Raw genomic sequence first — 18,033 nt, 5'->3', positions numbered from 1 at the left:
GCAAGCGGCCGTTCGCAGACGCTCGTCGTCGCTGGCATCCGCCACAAGTTCTAATAAGCAACGCATGATCCGGCTGGGCTTCGGCCCGCCGGAAGATCGCGTCGAGCAGTACTTTGAAAGCGCCCTTCGGGGCGCTTTTTTCTTGGCCATCATCCGGTGATAGGCGGCCGACCGTCTCGGCACACGGCCGCCTTCCCGTGCGGCAGCCCTCTCTGCGCTTGAAGCCAGCCTCCTTGTCCGAACGGCCAGCCGCGGCCGTCCCCTCGCCGCTTTCGGTACAATCCCACACATCACGCCGGCCGCGCACGCTTGGCGCGCCTTCGCCACCGGCACTCGTCGAACTTCACGCCAAAGCCATGTCCACGAACTCAGCTCTATTCGAACGCGCTCAACGCACCATTCCGGGCGGCGTCAATTCGCCCGTGCGCGCCTTCCGGTCCGTCGGCGGCACGCCGCGCTTCGTCAAGCGCGCGCAAGGCCCCTACTTCTGGGACGCCGAGGGCAAACGCTATATCGACTACATCGGCTCGTGGGGCCCGATGATCGTCGGCCACGTGCATCCCGACGTTCTGGAGGCCGTTCAGCGCGTGCTGGCCGACGGCTTCTCGTTCGGTGCGCCCACGGAAGCCGAGATCGAAATCGCCGAGGAAATCTGCAAGCTCATGCCGTCGATCGAGAAAGTGCGCCTCGTCTCGAGCGGCACGGAAGCGACGATGAGCGCGCTGCGGCTCGCGCGCGGCTTCACGCAGCGCAACCGCATCGTCAAATTCGAAGGCTGCTATCACGGCCATGCCGATAGCCTGCTCGTCAAGGCGGGCTCCGGCTTGCTGACGTTTGGCAATCCGACGTCGGCCGGCGTGCCGAGCGACATCGCGAAGCACACGACCGTCCTCGAATACAACAACACGCAGGCGCTGGAAGAAGCCTTCGCCGCCTTCGGCGACGAGATCGCGGCCGTCATCGTCGAGCCGGTGGCCGGCAACATGAATCTCGTGCGCGGCAACCCCGAATTCTTGCAAGCGCTGCGGCGCCTGTGCACGCACCACGGCGCCGTGCTGATCTTCGACGAAGTCATGTGCGGCTTCCGCGTCGCACTCGGCGGCGCCCAGGCGATGTACGGCATCGCACCCGACCTCACCTGCCTCGGCAAGGTCATTGGCGGTGGCATGCCGGCGGCGGCCTTTGGCGGCCGGCGCGACATCATGGCGCTGCTGGCGCCGGAAGGCGCCGTCTACCAAGCTGGAACGCTGTCAGGCAACCCGATCGCCGTCGCGGCTGGCCTGAAAACGCTCGAGCTCATCCAAGCGCCAGGCTTCTACGATCGCCTAGCCGCGCAAACGGCGCGACTCGCGAAAGGCCTGGCGGCCGCCGCGCGCGATGCGGGAGTAACGTTCAGTGCAGATGCCGTAGGCGGCATGTTCGGCCTTTACTTCACCGAGCAGGTGCCAGCCAGCTTCGCCGACGTGTCGCGCAGCGACATCGCGCGCTTCAATACGTTCTTCCATCGAATGCTCGAAGCGGGCGTCTATTTCGCGCCGTCGGCCTACGAGGCCGGCTTCGTGTCGAGCGCGCACGACGACGCCGTGCTCGACGCGACGATCGAAGCGGCGCGCGGTGCGTTTGCGGCGCAAGCCGTTTAAGCGCGCACCGCTCATGTTCTCGGAAGCCGACTTCATCCATATGCAGCGCGCGCTGACGCTCGCCGCGCGCGGCATGTATACGACGACGCCGAACCCGCGCGTGGGCTGCGTGCTCGTCAAGGACGGCATGGCGATCGGCGAAGGCTTTACGCAGCCGGCGGGCCAGGATCACGCCGAAGTGCAGGCGCTGAAAGACGCGCGGCGCCGCGGCCACGATCCGCAAGGCGCGACGGCCTACGTCTCGCTCGAGCCGTGCAGTCACTTCGGCCGCACGCCGCCGTGCGCGCATGCGCTCATCGATGCGCGCGTCAAGCGCGTCATCGCCGCGATGGAAGATCCGAATCCGCAGGTGTCGGGGCGCGGCTTGGCCATGCTGCGCGACGCCAGCATCGACGTGCGCTGCGGCCTCCTCGCGCATGAAGCGCGGGAGCTGAACATCGGCTTCGTGTCGCGTATGACGCGCAAGCGGCCGTGGGTGCGGATGAAAGTCGCCGCATCGCTCGACGGCCGCACCGCGCTGCCGAGCGGCGAGAGCCAATGGATCACGGGCGAAGCCGCACGCGCGGATGGCCATGCTTGGCGTGCGCGGGCTTGCGCGATTTTGACGGGCATCGGCACCGTACGCGAAGACGATCCGCAGTTGACGGTGCGCGACGTGGAGACGCCGCGTCAGCCGCTGCGCGTGCTCGTCGACAGCCGGCTCGATGTCCCGTTGCAAGCGCGGCTGTTCGACGGCGCGCCGCCGCTCGTGTTTTGCGCCGGCATTGACGAACGCAACGCGGCGCAAGCCGAAGCGCTGACGGCGCGCGGCATCGAGGTGGTGTCGCTGGCCAACTCGCGCGGCAAAGTCGATTTGCCGGCGATGCTCAAAGTGCTGGGCGAGCGCGGCATCAACGAATTGCATGTCGAAGCGGGACATAAGCTGAATGGTTCGTTGCTGCGCGAGGGATGCGTCGACGAACTGCTGATCTACCTGGCGCCGAGCCTGCTCGGGGCCGGCTCGGCCGGCATGTTCGACCTTGCCGCGCCGGCGGCGCTCGACGAGCGGATGCGACTCGCTTTTCATTCGATAGACCGCGTGGGCGACGACCTGCGGATCTTGGCACGACTGCAAGCGCCATTGCCATCGCCATCGCTCGCGCCGTCGATGCCTCACTGAACACACATAAGGACAGACACGATGTTTACGGGAATCGTCGCGGCCGTCGGCCGCATCGAAGCAGTGAAGCCGCTCGGCGCCGACGACGCAGCCGGGGTGCGGCTGACGATCGATGCGGGAACGCTCGATCTGACGGATGTGGCGCTTGGCGACAGCATCGCGATCCAAGGCGCGTGCATGACGGTGGTGGAGAAGACGGCCCACACGTTCGACGTCGATGTGTCGCGCGAGAGCCTCAACTGCACCGTCGGCCTTGCAGCGCCGGGGGAGGTCAACCTCGAAAAAGCGTTGACGGCCCATGAGCGCTTAGGCGGCCACATCGTGTCGGGGCATGTCGATGGGCTCGGGACCGTCGTGCGGTTTGCACCCGTCGGCGAGTCTCACGAGTTGCGCGTGCTCGCACCACGCGAGATCGGGCGGTACCTCGCTTTCAAAGGCTCGATCACGGTCAATGGTGTCAGCCTCACCGTCAACAGCGTCGACGATCGCGACGACGGCACCGAGTTCTCGATCAATCTGATCCCGCATACGGTGCAAGTGACGACGCTCAAGCACGTCAAAGCCGGCGATCAGGTCAACTTGGAGGTCGATTTGATTGCGCGGTATGTCGAAAGGATGTTGTCGGCGGCGTCGTCCATAGGCCGCTCATGATTCGCGGAGCAACCTGAGATAGCCGCCAAGCTTTAGGCTGCCTTCGCGCCGCCATATAGCAGTCAATTCTGGGGACCCACCTACCGCCCGCTCCACCGACACAGCATTGCCGACCGAGCACTTAGACTAAGTCCGGGAAAAATCCGCAAACTCTGCACCGGTTATCGTGCACGGACAAGCTAAGCTTGTTTCACCATGAAATCAGCCACCGAACAGGACTACCGGCGGCGAATCGCTCGTGTCGTCGAGGCGATTCTCGCAGAGCCAAGCGGTCAACATACCCTCGAAAGCCTCGCGGCAATCGCCCATTTTTCGCCGTTCCACTTCCATCGCGTCTACAAGAGCCTCACGGGAGAAACCGTGGCGGAGACCATTCAGCGACTGAGACTGGCGGAGGCTGCAAATCGATTGACCGATAGCACCCACTCCGTCACATCGGTGGCCTCGGACGTCGGCTACGACAGTGCGCAGGCATTTGCACGGGCGTTTCGGAGATTCGCCGGCGTCAGTCCGGGCACCTTCCGTTCCCGGCAGGGGGATGTCTCGGCCTCTCCGGTTCCGCTCGCTAACAAGTTGGACGATGGGCAGATCGTGGCGGATGACACACGGGTCGCGACCGTCGAGCTGCCGGCATCGACCCTTACTGTGCCTTAGCCACGATGGACCGACCGCTACCATCGGGCAAACCTACCGACTGCTGCTGCGCTTACTCGGCATCGACGCGACATCCGCTAAGAAACACCAAGTCATCGGCCTATGCATCGGCAATCCCGAGCATCGCGACGGCTTTCGATATTTCGCCGGCATCATTCCTTCCTCTGGTATGAAGCCCGTTGGCGCGATCCAACCCATCTGCCTCGAAGGCGGTTTATACGCGTCAACCCGGCTTGTGGGGCCCTATGCGTTGATCGGTCCGACGTTCCGGGCACTTTTCAACGGCTGGCTCCCGCGTAGCGGCTACCTGAGCGACGGCCGACCAGCACTCGAACTGTACAGAAATCCGCCGTTGTCGGGTTTGAAGCACCAATCCGTGACCGATCTTGCGATCCCGGTTCGAGAGGCATGAGCATGCTGCGTACTCTGACCTCGATAGCCGTATTCGTTACCGCGCTCATGTCGGCAAGTGCGCACGAATCCGCCACGACTGCCTATCACGTCGGAGAAGCGCAACGGGAATTCGCGCCCAGCGCCGCGCGAGACTGGCGGGGCGCAAAAACCGAGCGGCTCATCACGACGCTCTGGTACCCGGTCGCCGCCCGGATCCTGGAACGGCCACACGATATCGGCTCTCCGGGACATCCTGTTTTTCGCGGACATCCTATTGCGTGGGGCGCCCCGCTTTCAGCGGCTGCGTGCAAATACCCGCTGATTCTGCTCTCGCACGGAACCGGCGGCAGCGCAAATGACCTCGACTGGCTGGCGTCCGCCCTTGCCGTCAACGGCTATATCGTGGCCGGCGTCAATCACCCGGGCAATAATGCGCTCGGCGCGTTGACGCGTGAGGGTTTCATGCTCTGGTGGGAACGCGCCACCGATGTCAGCGAGGTATTGGATGCACTGCTGAGCGATCCGGAATTCGGCATGCACATCGACCGCCAAAGAATCGGCGCAGTGGGCTTCTCTCTGGGTGGATACACGGTTCTAGAACTGGCGGGAGCGCGCACCGACCTAAGGGCGTTCAGGCGCTTCTGTCGTTCGTCGGCGGCAGATGCCATCTGCCACCCACCGAAAATGAACCGAATCGGGACCGTTGCCGGGGATCCAGCTCCCGCCGTCATGTCGCCCGAGACGCGAGCCTCCATCGCCAAAGCCGGCGCATCGTATCAGGACAAACGGATCAAGGCCGTGTTCGCGATCGCCCCGGCTTTAGGAGAAGCATTCGACGGACGATCCTTTGCTGACGTCAGGATTCCAGTGTCTCTGACCGCAGGAACCTCCGATATAACCGCGCCGACTGATACCAACATTCGCCGCATCGCCAGATTGCTGCCCACCTCTGACATTACAATGGTGCAAGGCGCCTCGCACTACACCTTCCTCGACACATGCGTTCCGCAGATGATCGACCAGCTCGCGACGGTCTGCAAGGATGGTTCGGGAATCGATCGGGACGCGGTCCATCAGCAAACCGCCCGCCGTGTCGTGGACTTCTTCGGACATGCACTACGTTCATGAATGTGGAGTTGGCTGCCCTTTTGAGGAAAAGTGACCGAGGCGGATAGCTACGGCCGCAGCGCTGCGCTTCAGGGCCCGGAATAACCGCGCAGGTCCTTGGCGACCTCCACGATACATTCAGTGGCGCGCGTGGCCGAGTCGACGTTTGCTCCCAGTGTCCGGGCGATGTGTGCCACAGCGCTTGTTTCCTGTGACCGAAAGCCAATTGCAGGCGCTGCTAGATATGCTCGGCCCGGCGGCTAGGGACAACGCGGGCGGCTGTCTCCGCCAAGCGCTGGATGCCCGCCGGGCGGGCATCGTCAGGGCCGGCGATAGGCGCCAGAGGCGGACCCTCGGACCTATAAACATGAGCATCACGGACCGACACTTTGATGTGGATTATAATGCGCATAAATTCCCACATTGAAGGGGCGAGCATGCGGCACACGACAACTGACACCATTCCACGCCGGGCTACCAACATCAGCCTGCCGGAGGACGTCTACAAGGACGCGAAGGAACTCGGGATCAACTTTTCGCAGACGTGTGAGCGGGCGATCCGGCAGGCCGTACAAGCGGAGAAGGATCGCCAGTGGGCGATCAAATATGCAGACTTTATCCGGGCTTACAACGACATGGTCGAGCGCGACGGCCTGCCGCTTGGTCATTACCGGACGTTCTGATGGCCCGTTTCGACGTATTCCCCAACCCCAGTGGACACCCCGGTACGCCTTATGTGGTCGACGTCCAAGGAAATCATCTGTCCGGGCTGGCAACCCGCGTGGTCATCCCGCTCCGCCGATTGGACCGGATCGCCCCGGTACCGCTTCCGCCCGATCTAATCCCCGTATTCGTTATCGAGCGTATTGAGTGCATGCTCGATACTCCGACGCTTGCCGCAATTCCGCGCAGTGCGTTGACCAAGCCGGTTAGCTCGCTCGTACATCGGCAGGATGAAATCATATCGGCGCTAGACCGATTGTTTGGCGGATGGTGAGCTCGTCAGCATTCGCGTCTATCTACGTCTCGCTGAAGACATCCCGCCACGACGGTATTTCTGACGGTATACGCAAGCACCGCTGAATCGCCCGCCTTGCGGGACAAGCCTCTCCAGCAAGACTCAACACAATCGCACGGTACACCGAAAGGATTCTGTGGTCGGCGCCCGTGGGACGCCCCTAACTCGTTAAACCAGCGGGAGTTTCGAGTTAAATCGCATCTACTTACTCTGCGATTCGTTGCCGGAACCATTCCGCCAGCGCCACTTCGTCGAGCGCGCCAGCAGCGACCATTTCCATGGTCCTAACGGCGTCGGCCGGATCAAACTTCAATCGATAGCCGTTGTCTGCCAGGAAGATGCGCGCAGCTACCCACGCAGTTCTCTTGTTGCCGTCCGCAAAGCCATGATTCCGCGCTGCCCCATAGGCATATGCGGCGGCGAGTGCCGCTGCGTCCGCCCGCGCATAAACGTCGAGATTCTGCGGCCGTGCCAGTGCTGACTCCACTGCCCCTTTGTCTCGCACGCCATCGAGCCCCCCATGTTCGGCAAGTTGGCGATCATGGACGGCATAAGTCAGATCCGCGCGCACCCAGCGCCACGCTGTCATTTGGCCAGCGCCCGCAGAATATCGCGGTCATCGTGCATGATCTCTTCCGCTAGCTTCATCTGGCGTTCAAAGTCCGGGTTGTACGGCGTAATCCGGTAGCCGCCTTCCGGCGCCTCGGTCAGATACACCGTATCGCCCTTCTGCACCTTGAGCCGTGCCATCGCCTCCTTGGTAAGAATGAAGCCGGCCGAAGCCCCAACCGCGACCGAGTACGTAAAGGAATGGGAGCCTATCCAATTCCTGTTGTCATCCTGGCACGGCTGGCGGTCGTAATGCGGGACCAGGGGCGAGGCATCGGAATTGGCATGCTACAAGACGCGATCCGACGTACCGTCGCCATTTCGGAACAAGCTGGGGTTCGTGCTCTGCTGACACACTCGATCGACGAGAATGCCGAGCGCTTCTATCTGCGTTTCGGATTTGAAGCTTCGCCGGCGCAAGAAAAGCAACTGCTTCTGTTGCTCAAGGACGCTCGGCAGTCGCTCATGCCGGCAGCATCGTGCAAACAGAAGTAAGGATCGTTTCGTCATCATCTACCGCCTTCCATGTGCCGAATGGCCATCGACCATCCCTCGCCGAGCGCTACCATTTTCGGGACGGATATGATCGGGTTCGCAAGCCCACCACTGCAAACCACGTCATACCGAGGAGCCCGTCACCGTGAGCGATAACATCTGTTGGGTAGTCGATCTCGAAGCAACGCTTGAAGATGCACCGGCCTTGGCACAAAAAGGCCTCCGATGGCTGGCCCAACAGGGCATTGCGGAATCGATTCCCGATGGCGAATGCGCCCTGAGCGGCGCCGATCTCTTTCGCCCGGGGCCCAAAGCAGCAGCCTGGTCGGCGTACATCCCCGACGACTCGCAGCTTTGCGGCGTAGAAGTCACGGTAGAGCGCACCGTGTTTCACTCAGGCGCGAACAGCGAGCAGATACGCTGTCCGCAGTGCAAAGCCAATCACGAGTTAGACGCGGTGCCGTGGAGCGACGCAGTCGAGCGATGGCACTCGGGCGAGGCCGACTACACGCTAGCGTGTCCCACATGCGCTCGCTCGGCGCCGATCGTCGACTGGACATTCCTCGAATTCGATTGGGCATTCGGGAATCTTGGCTTCGGCTTCAACAATTGGATGATCGACGCACGTCTCGCGGCCGAACTCGGCAACGTTCTTGGACATCGCACGAAGGTCGTTTATGAACATATCTAAAAATCTCTTCGCAGACATACGAGCGGACCTGCGGCAGGCAGTACATTGCGCAACGCTGCTGGAAAGAGAGGTCACGACGTGAAGCGAGCAATGAAGCAGCGAAATCTGTTTGCGGAATTGACCGAAGGTCTCGACGCGCTTGCTGCGGACGCGCCGTCAAACGCCCGCAGGCGCCGGCCCCCGCCGCGCGAGGAATCGATCCAGCTGCGCAGCGAATGCCTTGCCATCGGATGGGGCATAGGCCGTCGGGCCGCCGGTTGCGACACCTGAGCTGCGGAGCTGATCCATCACGTCTCGCATAGTCAGATACTCTTGGATGTTCTCGCGCGTAAACCAATTTCCCCGCGGATCGAGGACATAGGCTCCCCTATCCAACGCCGCCGCTGCAAGCGGTACATCGGCGGTAACGATGAGATCGCCGGACTCGGCCAGTTCGACGATTCGGTTGTCCGCGGCATCGAACCCCGCTGGCACCTGCAGCGCTTTGATAAAGGGGGAAGGCGGCGTGCGTAGATATTGATTCGCCACCAGCGTCACGCACACCTTGGTACGCCGCGCAGCCCGAAAAAGAATGTCCTTGACGACGACGGGACAAGCATCTGCATCTACCAAAACTTGCATCGCGGCGCGTCCACTGTAAGGAGGTGGCCGTCATCTTACCGTGTCCATTCGAAGCGCTCGCCGGTCTCCAGCGGCTTGCCAAATTTCGGCAAACCGCTAGCATGTGCATTTCCTTTCCCGAGGCATTGAAGCGCTTTTTCGGCGAACCGGTAACCGAGCGTGGGCTGGGAATGTTTGTCGTGGTCAACTCGTTTCACACAAGCAAATAAACAAGAAATGAATATCACCAAGTTTGGCCCGGCTAGCCTGTTCGTCCTTGCCATGGGGCTCGGCGCATGCGCATCGGACACGCCGCAAGCCCCGTTGCCGTCGGTAACCGTGTCGCAATCCGGGCCGTGCTGCGGTCCGGTTACCGCTGCCGGTCGCCGCCTGTTGCAGTTGATCGATGACTCCGACGTGGAGCATCTCTGGTTGTACAAGCGCCACATCGACTGGCGAACCGGCATACCCGACATGCCTGAAGCATGGCACGGCCGAGATAGCGAAACACACTGTAGCGCCTATGTTGCGGGCATGTCGTTGCGCATCGGTGTGTACTTGATGCGGCCGCCGCAACACGGGTTGAACCTGCTGGCGAATGCACAAGGCGAATGGCTCGACAGTTCCGCCGGTCGCCGCGCTGGCTGGCATCGGGTAGCGTCCCTCGAGCAGGTCCAATCTCTCGCCAATCAGGGCTGGTTCGTCGTTGGCGTGTACGTCAACCCCGATCCCAAACAAAGCGGCCACATCGTGATCGTGCGCCCGTCCGAGACCGCAACGGTCGAGCGCTTGGCGGCGCATGGCCCGCAAGTGGCCGAAGCAAGCTATCACAACCACATCAACTGGTCGGCGAAGGGTTCGTTCGCCAGAGAGCACTATGCAAACGTGCGCTACTACGCTCACGATGTGCCCGATACCGTTGAGTCCCGCCTCTGAATGACGTTCGGCGGCTCAACCGCCTCTCGCACCGTCCATTGCCGGCTCTACCCAGGCACCGAAAGCCGATAACCGGCGTTTGCTTCACCCTCGGCAGGAATCCGCACGCCGGCGAACCGCCTCGGGCGTGGAGAGCGGAAGTGCGATGAATTCCGCCTCTTCCAACTCGGCCCATTGCTTCGTAAAAGGCAGATAGAGCCGGATGACCCACCCGCTGCCATCTTTGCGTCCGGCATAGGGGTGCAGAATCTCGCCATCCTCTCGCACTCGGTCGAAATCGAGCAGGCGCTTTCTCGGGTAGTGGTCCACCCCCTGACGTTCGTCCATCATGCGGCTCACCACCTCATGGGGGAAGCCCGGGTGCCCCGAAGAACGATAGGCTTCGATCGACGCCAACACGTGTGCCTCTTCGGTCAGATGCGCGTCGTCCAATTCGCTCTCGTCGAGCACGACCTCTTCGACCATGTAAGGCGGGCCTTCGTACCAAACCGGGTCTTCCTCGATCAGCCGGATCGCGACGATCGTGCGCATGCCCACGTCCGTGCAGCGCCACCAGTAAGGGCCGCACATGAACTCGAGGCCAATGTGAAATTCAGACGGTTTCAAACGTTCTCTCCTGCAGTCACTCATCGCCCTACGGCTTCGCCGCAGATGCGGCGAATCTCGGCTGTGACTGTAGTTATCTTGAAATCGCCTCGCAACCCGCTACGCTCCACGCAGGCCAGGTAGAGATCGATCGTCGAACTTCGAACGGGACCATTATTGGGATGGCTACACCGCCGGCGAGAACCACGCCACTTCCCCTAGCCAATGGCCCTCGCGCTGGGAACTAGGCAGGGGCCGGCAGCGAACCTGTCGGCGTTTGTTCCAGCCGATTGCCGCCGAGCGACTTCGCCCGATATAACGCCCGATCCGCAGTTGAAAGGAGGTCGGTCAGCGAAGCCGTTTCGGGATCGGACTCAGCTAGTCCGATGCTGACGGTGGCGCGAATCTGATCACCTTCAGCGCTGTGCGACAGCGCGGCAAATCGGCTGGCAATGGTCTCGCCTAGTTCTTTGGCGCGGTGGCGATCGTAGCCTGGCAGCAATGCGGCAAATTCTTCGCCGCCGATTCGCGCAAGAATCGCGTCGGGACCCGAGACGAATCGAGCCGTTTCAGCAAATGACTTTAAAACCTCGTCTCCCGTCTTGTGCCCATAGCGATCGTTGATTCTTTTGAAGTGGTCGAGATCGAACGCAAGCAGCGTGACATGGCGTCGATGCAACGCGGACTCTTCGATCACCCGTTCTCCCTCCTCGAAAAACAATTTTCTATTGCCCAAGCGAGTCAGGTAATCGGTGCGGGACTCCTTCAACAGTTCGCCATGAACTTCTTCCCGGGTTAGCCGCAGCAGCGTCATCGGCAAAATCACCGAGTAAAGAACGCCTTCGTACATCGTGATGCTGCTCGAAATCGACACGATATGCACCCCGAACGTCGGGACCAACCACGGCAAGACGAAACCTCTGGAGGCGTAAAACAGCGCATGGATGCCGGTCACCCCCACCGCGACGCGCCGAGCCTGGACAGCGGGCATTCCACCGGTTCGCATCAACTCGAGGGCCGTCATCGCGGAGGTCAATGCGATGGGAATGGCACTGACATAGAGCCATACGGCAACTTGCCAACGCACGCCAGCCGCGCCCCATGCAAGCCCCATCAACAGCAATAGACCGATCGAGCTCGCAAGATGCCGACGCCCGTTGAACATGGCCACGGCGTGCAGAACGAGTAGGTAACCGCCCAAGATCACCAGGTTGCTCACAGCGGGACCTGTGGCGCCCAGCAGTTCACGGCGAAACGCAGCCAATGCACAACCGATTCCGAGCGTGGCATACCCAGCCGCCAGCGTTCGCAATTCCTTTCCCCGCTTAGGATGCGAGAGGTGTTCCCAATACGTCATGGCGGAACTGGCTAATAACGTCCCGATCACCAGGAGATAGAGGGTGGCTAAATCGACTTTCATCGTTGACATCAGGGCGTATCCCCGGCACAGAGGGAAAAGTTAGGGGCGAACGTGAGATAACGGCAAATGCAGGCCAATTCTTGAAAAATACAATGAAATGACTCACAGGAAAGTCGAAATCCTCCGCAAGGATACCGTCATCTGGTATCGCCATCCGTCAACGCCGTTCCTCAGCGCCAGCCCATGGCGCGGACCACTAAAGAATCCACATCGCAACGCCGTAAACCAAGAGTGCCCGGGACAGACGGAAGATAGGGGCCGCACCGCCGGGCACATTTCTGGTTGATGGAGACCAATGAATGAATAAGTTTTATCGAACGCTACTGATTTCAACCGGAGCGGCATTGCTCGCGGCAGGCTGCGCGTCGGGCCCGCAGTATAAGGACGTGGCGTCAGCCATCCCGACCCTCGCCCCCGATCATGGCCGCATCTATTTCTTCCGTCCGGGTAATTTTGGCGGCTCGGCAATCCAGCCTGAAATCAAGCTCAACGATAAGGTCGTCGGACGCTCGATCCCCGGCGGCTTCTTCTTCGTCGATGAAGAGCCGGGCGAGTACACGGTCTCGACTTCGACCGAGGTGAAGCGGGACATCAAATTCATGCTGCACGCGGGTGACACGAAATACGTGCGGACCACCGTAAGCATGGGTTTGTTCGTCGGCCACATCACGCCAACGCTCGATGATCCTGAGACAGGACCGCAGGAGATCGAGCAACTCAAATATACGGGCGCTCCGATGAGCACCGCTTCGAAATAACGAATAGCATTTCGCTACCGCTGGCCGTTTCGCTTCATCATCGAGCAAATCGGCCGGCGCTTCGCCGCAAACAATCCCCCGCTCACAGCGCCCCTTCCCTTCGAACAATGCGACATGCGCATCTTCGAGATGGGCGAGCGTTACGGTCGGTTTCATGAGACTAGTATATGGGTCAGCCGAGGCTAGCCGTCGCCCCGGACGGTCCCGACGTGAAACACTTCCGGAAAAGACAATGAATCCCAACGAATACGAAATTCACGATGCGCGTTTTCGTGCGCTGCTCCAACCGAACGCGCCGTTCGAAAAGCTCGCGGGCGGCTGCATGTGGGCGGAGGGGCCGGTATGGTTGCCGGCCGCTGAATTTCTCGTGTGGAGCGACATTCCCAATAACCGCATGATGCGCTGGGTGCCCGGCATCGGCACGGGCGTGTTTCGCACGAATGCGAACTTCAGCAACGGCAACACGCTGGACCGGCAGTGCCGGCTCGTGAGTTGCGAGCACGGCACGCGGCGCGTCACGCGCACCGAGCATGACGGCCGCATCACCGTCATCGCGGATCGTCACGGCGGCCGCAGATTCAATTCGCCGAACGACGTGGTCGTGCACTCGGACGGTTCCGTCTGGTTCACGGATCCGGACTACGGCATCCTCAGCGACTACGAAGGCTTCCGCGCGCCGAGCGAGATCGGCGCATGCCACGTGTACCGCGTCGCGTCCGAAACCGGCGAGGTGGAGCGCGTGGCCGACGACTTCGCGAAGCCGAACGGCCTCGCATTTTCGCCGGACGAAACGCGGCTCTACGTAGCCGACTCCGGCGCATCGCATATCGAAAACGGCCCGCACCATATCAGAGTGTTCGACGTCGACGCGCGCGGCCGCTTGCACAACGGGCGCGTGTTCGCTGACGTTGCGCCGGGCGTGCCGGACGGCATGCGCGCGGACGAGCACGGGAACGTCTGGACCAGCGCCGGTGACGGCATTCATTGCTACGCACCCGACGGCACGCTGCTCGGCAAACTGCTCGTGCCCGAGACCGTGGCGAACCTCGTGTTCGGCGGGCCGCTGCGCAATCGTCTTTTCATCGCGGCCAGCACGTCCGTGTACTCGATCTATGTCGGCGTGCGCGGCGCGTAGTGTGAGGCGCCCACTCGGATAGTCGAGCGGCATCGTGCGCGATCACGTTCGTGTCGACTATCATGCGTACTTCTACCGCCCGGTCAAATCGATGCCAAACGCCGCGGATCCTTACATTCTCGTCGATACGCGACACGGCACGATGCTTGCCAACCGCTTCGACGAATATGTCGGCCAAGCGTTGATCCAATACGGCGAATATGCCGAGTTGGAAACGCAGTTGCTTATGCAATGCATCGACGGGACGGGCACCGTCGTGGAAGTCGGCGCCAATATCGGCAGCCAGACGGTGCCCCTCGCGAAGGCGGCCAAAGCCGCCGGAGCGGACATCATGGCATTCGAGCCGCAGCCATTCGTCTTCCAGAACCTCTGCGCCAATCTCGCGCTGAACGCCACGGACAATGCGGCCGCGTGGCCTTTTGCCTGCGCGGCGCAACCGGGAACGGTCTGGCTTCCTGCCCCGGATTACCGCCGCGCGGGCAACTTCGGCGCGGTGTCGGCCCGCGCGCAACCGTTGACCAACGGCATCGAGGTGCCGTGCGTACGCCTCGACGATATGACACGCGGGCGGACCGTCCGCCTCTTGAAGGTAGACGTCGAAGGGTTCGAGTTACAAGTCCTGCAAGGTAGCGAGCGGATTCTCGCGCATGACCGCCCGTTGCTGTACGTCGAAAACGATCGGGTCGCCCACTCGCGCGCGCTCATCGAGTTCTTGTGGGAGCGCGGCTACTGGCTATATTGGCACGTCAGTCCACTATTCAATCCAGATAATTTCCGGGGCAATGCGCAAAACCGCTACCCGCAAATTTGCTCCTTCAATATGCTGGGCGTTCCGCGCGAGTCGGGCCTCGTGCTGCGCGGCTTCGAGAAAATCGTCGATGCGGCGGCTCATCCGTTGCATCCGTTGGCAAGCGATAAGCCGTGATTCACGCAGGCGACCCGCGCACCGCATCGTGGTGCATATCGGGGTCGGAATTCAATTTAATCACACCACATAATCATCGCGTCAATCGGTGTTTTTCCCCGGCAACACGTTACAACTGCCTGACGGAATACAGTGCGACATTTCCACCCGATAAGCATCGATTTCGATGGCCTATCGCCCATCCGCCTCTGAGGCGGCAAGCGTGCCGACGCGGAGGAGGCCCGCTGGACAACCCTCGGCACGCATTTTCAAGTCTCGCGTCGATTTTTTATGCCTCGATCGGTCGAAGCGTTTTGGCCTTTTTGCGAAAAAAGCGCCTCGGCCAACAGACGTAATCGGGAGAATTCCGCAGTTGAATTTCGCGATTCCTCTGAATAGTATTCGGGGGTCGATAGAATTTTCACATAGCCGCTTCTCCAACGATCAGAGTGCTCATGAACCGCGTCAACGTGCCTTCGAGACAACGCGCAATCGCGGCGGCCCTTGCCGGTGCGCTCGCCAGCATCGCGCCGCTGGTTGCAAAAGCCGACTGCGGGATCAACGGAACGATCAGCTCGAACACCACCGAAGTCGGCTGGTCGTCGGGCAACTGCACGATCAACCCCAATATCGTCCTCTCCAACTTCAACACCGCGACCGCGTTTCTGTCGACCGGCTCCTCGCTAGGCACGCTCACCAACAGCGGCACCATCGCGGGCATCACGTATGGGATGGTCAATGCCGGGACCATCAGCGTACTGACCAACAACAATGTCGGTAACTTCGTCGGCGGCAGTTCGGGCATCAGGAACACCGGCTCGATCAACACATTCAACAACAGCGGGCTCATCAGCACGTCCGGTATTGCGGGCACCATCGCGGCCGGCATCAACAACAGCGGCACCATCGCGACGTTGACCAACACGGCAACCGGCACGATCACCGGCGCCGGGAGAGGCATCTACAACACGAGTTCCGGGACCATCGGCACCATCAACAACATGGGCCTGCTCGCCGGTAGCGGCACGGTCAGCGGCAGCATATTCGGCATCGACAACTCCGGCGGCAGCATCGGTACGATCCTGAACAGCGGCACCATCAAAGGGTCCACGTACACCGGAACGATCGTCGGCTATGGCGTGCTCGGCGAAAACTCAGGCGTGATCGGCACGCTGAACAATAGCGGCACGATCACCAACGAAATCGGCGTTCTTATCCGTAGCGGCGCCAACCTGGGCACGCTCACGAATACCGGATCGATCACCAGCACGTTTTCCGGCGTCGTCGCACAGTCCGCTACCATCGGCACGATCAACAACTCGGGCCTCATCAGCGGCGCGACCACGCAGACGGTGACCGGCTTCCCGAGCGGCCCCTATACCGGCGTCTTCGCGCTGGCCGGCGCAACGATAGGCTCGCTGATCAACAGCGGCACGATTACCGGCCTGCTCAACGCCATCAATATCGACAGCACCAGCACGATCAGTCAGATCAGCAACAGCGGCTTGATCGCAGGTGCCATCCATAACACCGGATCTACCGCTCTGAGCATCAGCGGCGGCAGCGGCGCGGTATTCGGCACGCTGACGGGCCTCGGCGGCGGGATCGCCGCTGCGAACGTGGGCACCATCACGAATACCTCGTCCAATGTGGCGTTTGGCTCCGGCAACGTGCTGCTGAACGACCAAATCAACGTGGGCAGCCACGCCGTCAATAACTCGGGCGCCACCGTTCAGGTCAACAATCCCATCGCGATCACCGGCAACTACACGCAGGGTGCAGCCGCCACGCTATTGGTCGGGGTCGCGGACAGCGCCGTCGCAGGCGGATCGATCGCCGGCGATAGCGGCTATGGCCGGCTCGTCGTCTCGGGCACCGCCAATATCGCGAGCGGTTCCGCCGTGACGCTGCAAAAGCTCAATGCCTATGGATTCGCGGCGGGCCAGCGCTTCGTCGTCGTCGACGCGGCTGGGACCGGGACGAACTACAACGCTGGCACGCTGCGCTATTCGATCGCCGGCGTCACCGGGCTCGTCGTCACCGGCGCAGCCGTGGCCAATGGCTCGAACAGCGATCTGGTCCTGACGCTCGCCAATGCAACGGGAACCGGGACATCGACACCGACACCCGCACCGGTCGTCGCTACCGCCCCCAATGCCGTATCGGCGCTGACCGGGCTGAGAAACTACACGGGCGTCGACCCGGCGCTGCTCAACCTGTACAACGCCTCGCTCGCCTTCGAAGCGGGCGGCTCGAGCCAAGCGCTCAACGCCGCCGGCAAGCAGCTCAGTCCGACGTCGCAGACCTCCTCGAGCCGCGCGGCGGCTGCTCCAACCCTAGACGTGCTGAACATCATCTCGAGCCACGCCAACGGGCTGCGCCTCGCGCAACGGTACGGCAGCGGCATCTCGACCGGCGAGGGCTCGCCGAGCTGGGGCGTCTGGGGCCAAGCGTTCGGCGGGCATGCAAGCCAGAACGAGCGGAATCAAGTGGACGGATACAGCGCCAACTATGGCGGCCTGCTGTTCGGTGTCGATCGCGCGGTCTCGCAGGCGTGGCGGGTCGGCGGCGCATTCAGCTACAGCAACACGGCGGTCAACAATACGGGCGACACCGCCGGCGACAACACTCGGATCAACGCTTACGGCCTGATCGGCTATGGCAGCTACGTAGCGAACAGGTGGTACGCCAATCTGTCCGCGGGCGCCATCGTTCAGCGCTACGACACGAATCGCCTGATCAACTTTCCCGGGTTTTCGGGGCAAGCCAACGGTAGCTTCAGCGGTCAGCAGTACGTCGCGCGAGGAGAGATCGGTTATCCGCTCGCGCTCGGCGTCGCCACGGTCACGCCGCTCGCGAGCCTCACGTACAGCTACCTGCATCAAAACGCCTACACCGAATCGGGGGGCAACGGCGCTGGGCTGTCGGTCGGCGCCACGCATCTCACCTCGGTCACCACCGATCTCGGCGCAAAGATCGACCGCGAGGTGCCGACGTCCTATGGTGTGCTCGTGCCCGAGTTGACCGTTGCGTGGCGACACGAGTACGACAACACGCGCGCGCTCACCACGGCCTCGTTCGCTGCCGATCCGAGCGGCCAGACCAGCTTCACGGTGCTCGGCACGAGCCCCATGACGAACTCGGCCCTGCTGACCGCAGGCATCACGCTGCTGAAGGCAAGCAATCTGAGCTTGACCGCGCGCTATAACGTCCAGCTCGGGCCGGGCTTCGTCTCGCAAGCCGGCAGCCTGCGTCTGCGGCAGTTGTTCTAATATGTC

Annotated in this window: 20 protein-coding genes; 15 read left to right on the top strand and 5 right to left on the bottom strand. The window is 61.8% G+C overall.

The genetic code is table 11. The features are described 5' to 3' along the window. The first annotated feature begins 356 nt into the window (after positions 1–356). The 8 genes from hemL (at position 357) to ACTHNZ_RS03610 (ending at position 6,601) form a co-directional block, all read left to right on the top strand. Positions 357–1,640: a glutamate-1-semialdehyde 2,1-aminomutase gene (gene hemL, locus ACTHNZ_RS03645; protein ID WP_440541131.1), complete on the top strand. Its 1,284-nt coding sequence runs from the start codon at positions 357–359 to the stop codon at positions 1,638–1,640. Between the two features lie 13 nt (positions 1,641–1,653). Next, a complete protein-coding gene (ribD, locus tag ACTHNZ_RS03640) occupies positions 1,654–2,799 on the top strand; it encodes a bifunctional diaminohydroxyphosphoribosylaminopyrimidine deaminase/5-amino-6-(5-phosphoribosylamino)uracil reductase RibD (protein WP_440541130.1) in 1,146 nt (381 codons plus the stop codon). A 21-nt stretch (positions 2,800–2,820) separates the two neighbouring features. Continuing rightward, positions 2,821–3,450, top strand: coding sequence for a riboflavin synthase (locus ACTHNZ_RS03635; RefSeq protein WP_440541129.1), 630 nt, complete (start codon positions 2,821–2,823; stop codon positions 3,448–3,450). 195 nt (positions 3,451–3,645) lie between these two features. Then, the gene (locus tag ACTHNZ_RS03630) at positions 3,646–4,104 is read left to right on the top strand and encodes a helix-turn-helix domain-containing protein (RefSeq protein ID WP_440541128.1); all 459 of its coding nucleotides are present in this window, start codon (positions 3,646–3,648) and stop codon (positions 4,102–4,104) included. After that, positions 3,989–4,516 carry an AraC family transcriptional regulator gene (locus ACTHNZ_RS03625; RefSeq protein ID WP_440541127.1) on the top strand — a complete coding sequence of 176 codons (528 nt, stop codon included), beginning with the start codon at positions 3,989–3,991 and terminating at the stop codon, positions 4,514–4,516. Before ACTHNZ_RS03630 ends, ACTHNZ_RS03625 begins: the two co-directional genes overlap by 116 nt. Further along, the gene (locus ACTHNZ_RS03620; RefSeq protein ID WP_440541126.1) at positions 4,513–5,625 is read left to right on the top strand and encodes an alpha/beta hydrolase family protein; all 1,113 of its coding nucleotides are present in this window, start codon (positions 4,513–4,515) and stop codon (positions 5,623–5,625) included. The genes ACTHNZ_RS03625 and ACTHNZ_RS03620 overlap by 4 nt, the downstream gene beginning before the upstream one ends. A gap of 416 nt (positions 5,626–6,041) precedes the next feature. Further along, entirely contained in the window at positions 6,042–6,287 is a 246-nt protein-coding gene (locus tag ACTHNZ_RS03615; RefSeq protein WP_440541125.1) for a type II toxin-antitoxin system CcdA family antitoxin, read from the top strand. Beyond that, complete coding sequence (locus ACTHNZ_RS03610; RefSeq protein WP_440541124.1) at positions 6,287–6,601, top strand: CcdB family protein; 315 nt, start codon at positions 6,287–6,289, stop codon at positions 6,599–6,601. The genes ACTHNZ_RS03615 and ACTHNZ_RS03610 overlap by 1 nt, the downstream gene beginning before the upstream one ends. 226 nt (positions 6,602–6,827) lie before the next feature. Here ACTHNZ_RS03610 and ACTHNZ_RS03605 read toward each other — a convergent pair whose 3' ends face one another. Together ACTHNZ_RS03605 and ACTHNZ_RS03600 are read right to left on the bottom strand one after the other, a co-directional pair. Next, positions 6,828–7,211 (bottom strand): type II toxin-antitoxin system death-on-curing family toxin, encoded by a 384-nt coding sequence (locus ACTHNZ_RS03605; protein ID WP_440541123.1) that lies wholly within the window; start codon positions 7,209–7,211, stop codon positions 6,828–6,830. Further along, positions 7,208–7,444, bottom strand: a complete 237-nt coding sequence (locus ACTHNZ_RS03600; protein ID WP_440541134.1) for a transcriptional regulator — start codon at positions 7,442–7,444, stop codon at positions 7,208–7,210. Before ACTHNZ_RS03600 ends, ACTHNZ_RS03605 begins: the two co-directional genes overlap by 4 nt. Between ACTHNZ_RS03600 and ACTHNZ_RS03595 the strand changes: the two genes are divergently transcribed. Both ACTHNZ_RS03595 and ACTHNZ_RS03590 read left to right on the top strand, forming a co-directional pair. Next, on the top strand, positions 7,433–7,726 hold the full coding sequence (locus ACTHNZ_RS03595; RefSeq protein ID WP_440541122.1) for a hypothetical protein: 294 nt from the start codon (positions 7,433–7,435) through the stop codon (positions 7,724–7,726). The two genes, ACTHNZ_RS03600 and ACTHNZ_RS03595, sit on opposite strands and share 12 nt — an antisense overlap. 145 nt (positions 7,727–7,871) lie before the next feature. Continuing rightward, positions 7,872–8,417, top strand: coding sequence for a serine/threonine protein kinase (locus tag ACTHNZ_RS03590; RefSeq protein ID WP_440541121.1), 546 nt, complete (start codon positions 7,872–7,874; stop codon positions 8,415–8,417). Positions 8,418–8,573: 156 nt separating this feature from the next. On the opposite strand, the gene ACTHNZ_RS03585 is transcribed toward ACTHNZ_RS03590, so the two are convergent. Further along, entirely contained in the window at positions 8,574–9,038 is a 465-nt protein-coding gene (locus ACTHNZ_RS03585; RefSeq protein WP_440541120.1) for a YaiI/YqxD family protein, read from the bottom strand. A gap of 174 nt (positions 9,039–9,212) precedes the next feature. Here ACTHNZ_RS03585 and ACTHNZ_RS03580 point away from each other — a divergent pair, with 174 nt between their 5' ends. After that, positions 9,213–9,953 carry a hypothetical protein gene (locus ACTHNZ_RS03580; protein WP_440541119.1) on the top strand — a complete coding sequence of 247 codons (741 nt, stop codon included), beginning with the start codon at positions 9,213–9,215 and terminating at the stop codon, positions 9,951–9,953. Positions 9,954–10,037: 84 nt separating this feature from the next. Here the strand turns inward: ACTHNZ_RS03580 and ACTHNZ_RS03575 are convergent, their stop codons facing one another. Both ACTHNZ_RS03575 and ACTHNZ_RS03570 read right to left on the bottom strand, forming a co-directional pair. Continuing rightward, positions 10,038–10,559 carry a hypothetical protein gene (locus tag ACTHNZ_RS03575; RefSeq protein WP_440541118.1) on the bottom strand — a complete coding sequence of 174 codons (522 nt, stop codon included), beginning with the start codon at positions 10,557–10,559 and terminating at the stop codon, positions 10,038–10,040. A 223-nt stretch (positions 10,560–10,782) separates the two neighbouring features. Continuing rightward, positions 10,783–11,958 carry a diguanylate cyclase domain-containing protein gene (locus ACTHNZ_RS03570; RefSeq protein WP_440541133.1) on the bottom strand — a complete coding sequence of 392 codons (1,176 nt, stop codon included), beginning with the start codon at positions 11,956–11,958 and terminating at the stop codon, positions 10,783–10,785. A 299-nt stretch (positions 11,959–12,257) separates the two neighbouring features. Here ACTHNZ_RS03570 and ACTHNZ_RS03565 point away from each other — a divergent pair, with 299 nt between their 5' ends. From ACTHNZ_RS03565 to ACTHNZ_RS03550, 4 genes are all read left to right on the top strand, one after another. After that, positions 12,258–12,716 (top strand): DUF2846 domain-containing protein, encoded by a 459-nt coding sequence (locus tag ACTHNZ_RS03565; protein WP_440541117.1) that lies wholly within the window; start codon positions 12,258–12,260, stop codon positions 12,714–12,716. A gap of 232 nt (positions 12,717–12,948) precedes the next feature. Continuing rightward, entirely contained in the window at positions 12,949–13,851 is a 903-nt protein-coding gene (locus ACTHNZ_RS03560; RefSeq protein ID WP_440541116.1) for an SMP-30/gluconolactonase/LRE family protein, read from the top strand. 34 nt (positions 13,852–13,885) lie between these two features. Beyond that, the gene (locus tag ACTHNZ_RS03555) at positions 13,886–14,776 is read left to right on the top strand and encodes an FkbM family methyltransferase (protein ID WP_440541115.1); all 891 of its coding nucleotides are present in this window, start codon (positions 13,886–13,888) and stop codon (positions 14,774–14,776) included. Between the two features lie 434 nt (positions 14,777–15,210). Continuing rightward, complete coding sequence (locus ACTHNZ_RS03550; RefSeq protein WP_440541114.1) at positions 15,211–18,027, top strand: autotransporter outer membrane beta-barrel domain-containing protein; 2,817 nt, start codon at positions 15,211–15,213, stop codon at positions 18,025–18,027. Positions 18,028–18,033: the final 6 nt, after the last annotated feature.

The sequence above is a fragment of the Trinickia sp. genome (assembly GCF_051953955.1).
Lineage (GTDB): Bacteria > Pseudomonadota > Gammaproteobacteria > Burkholderiales > Burkholderiaceae > Trinickia.
The sequence above is the reverse complement of the archived record's forward strand: the minus strand, read 5'-3'. Positions and strand labels throughout refer to the sequence as shown.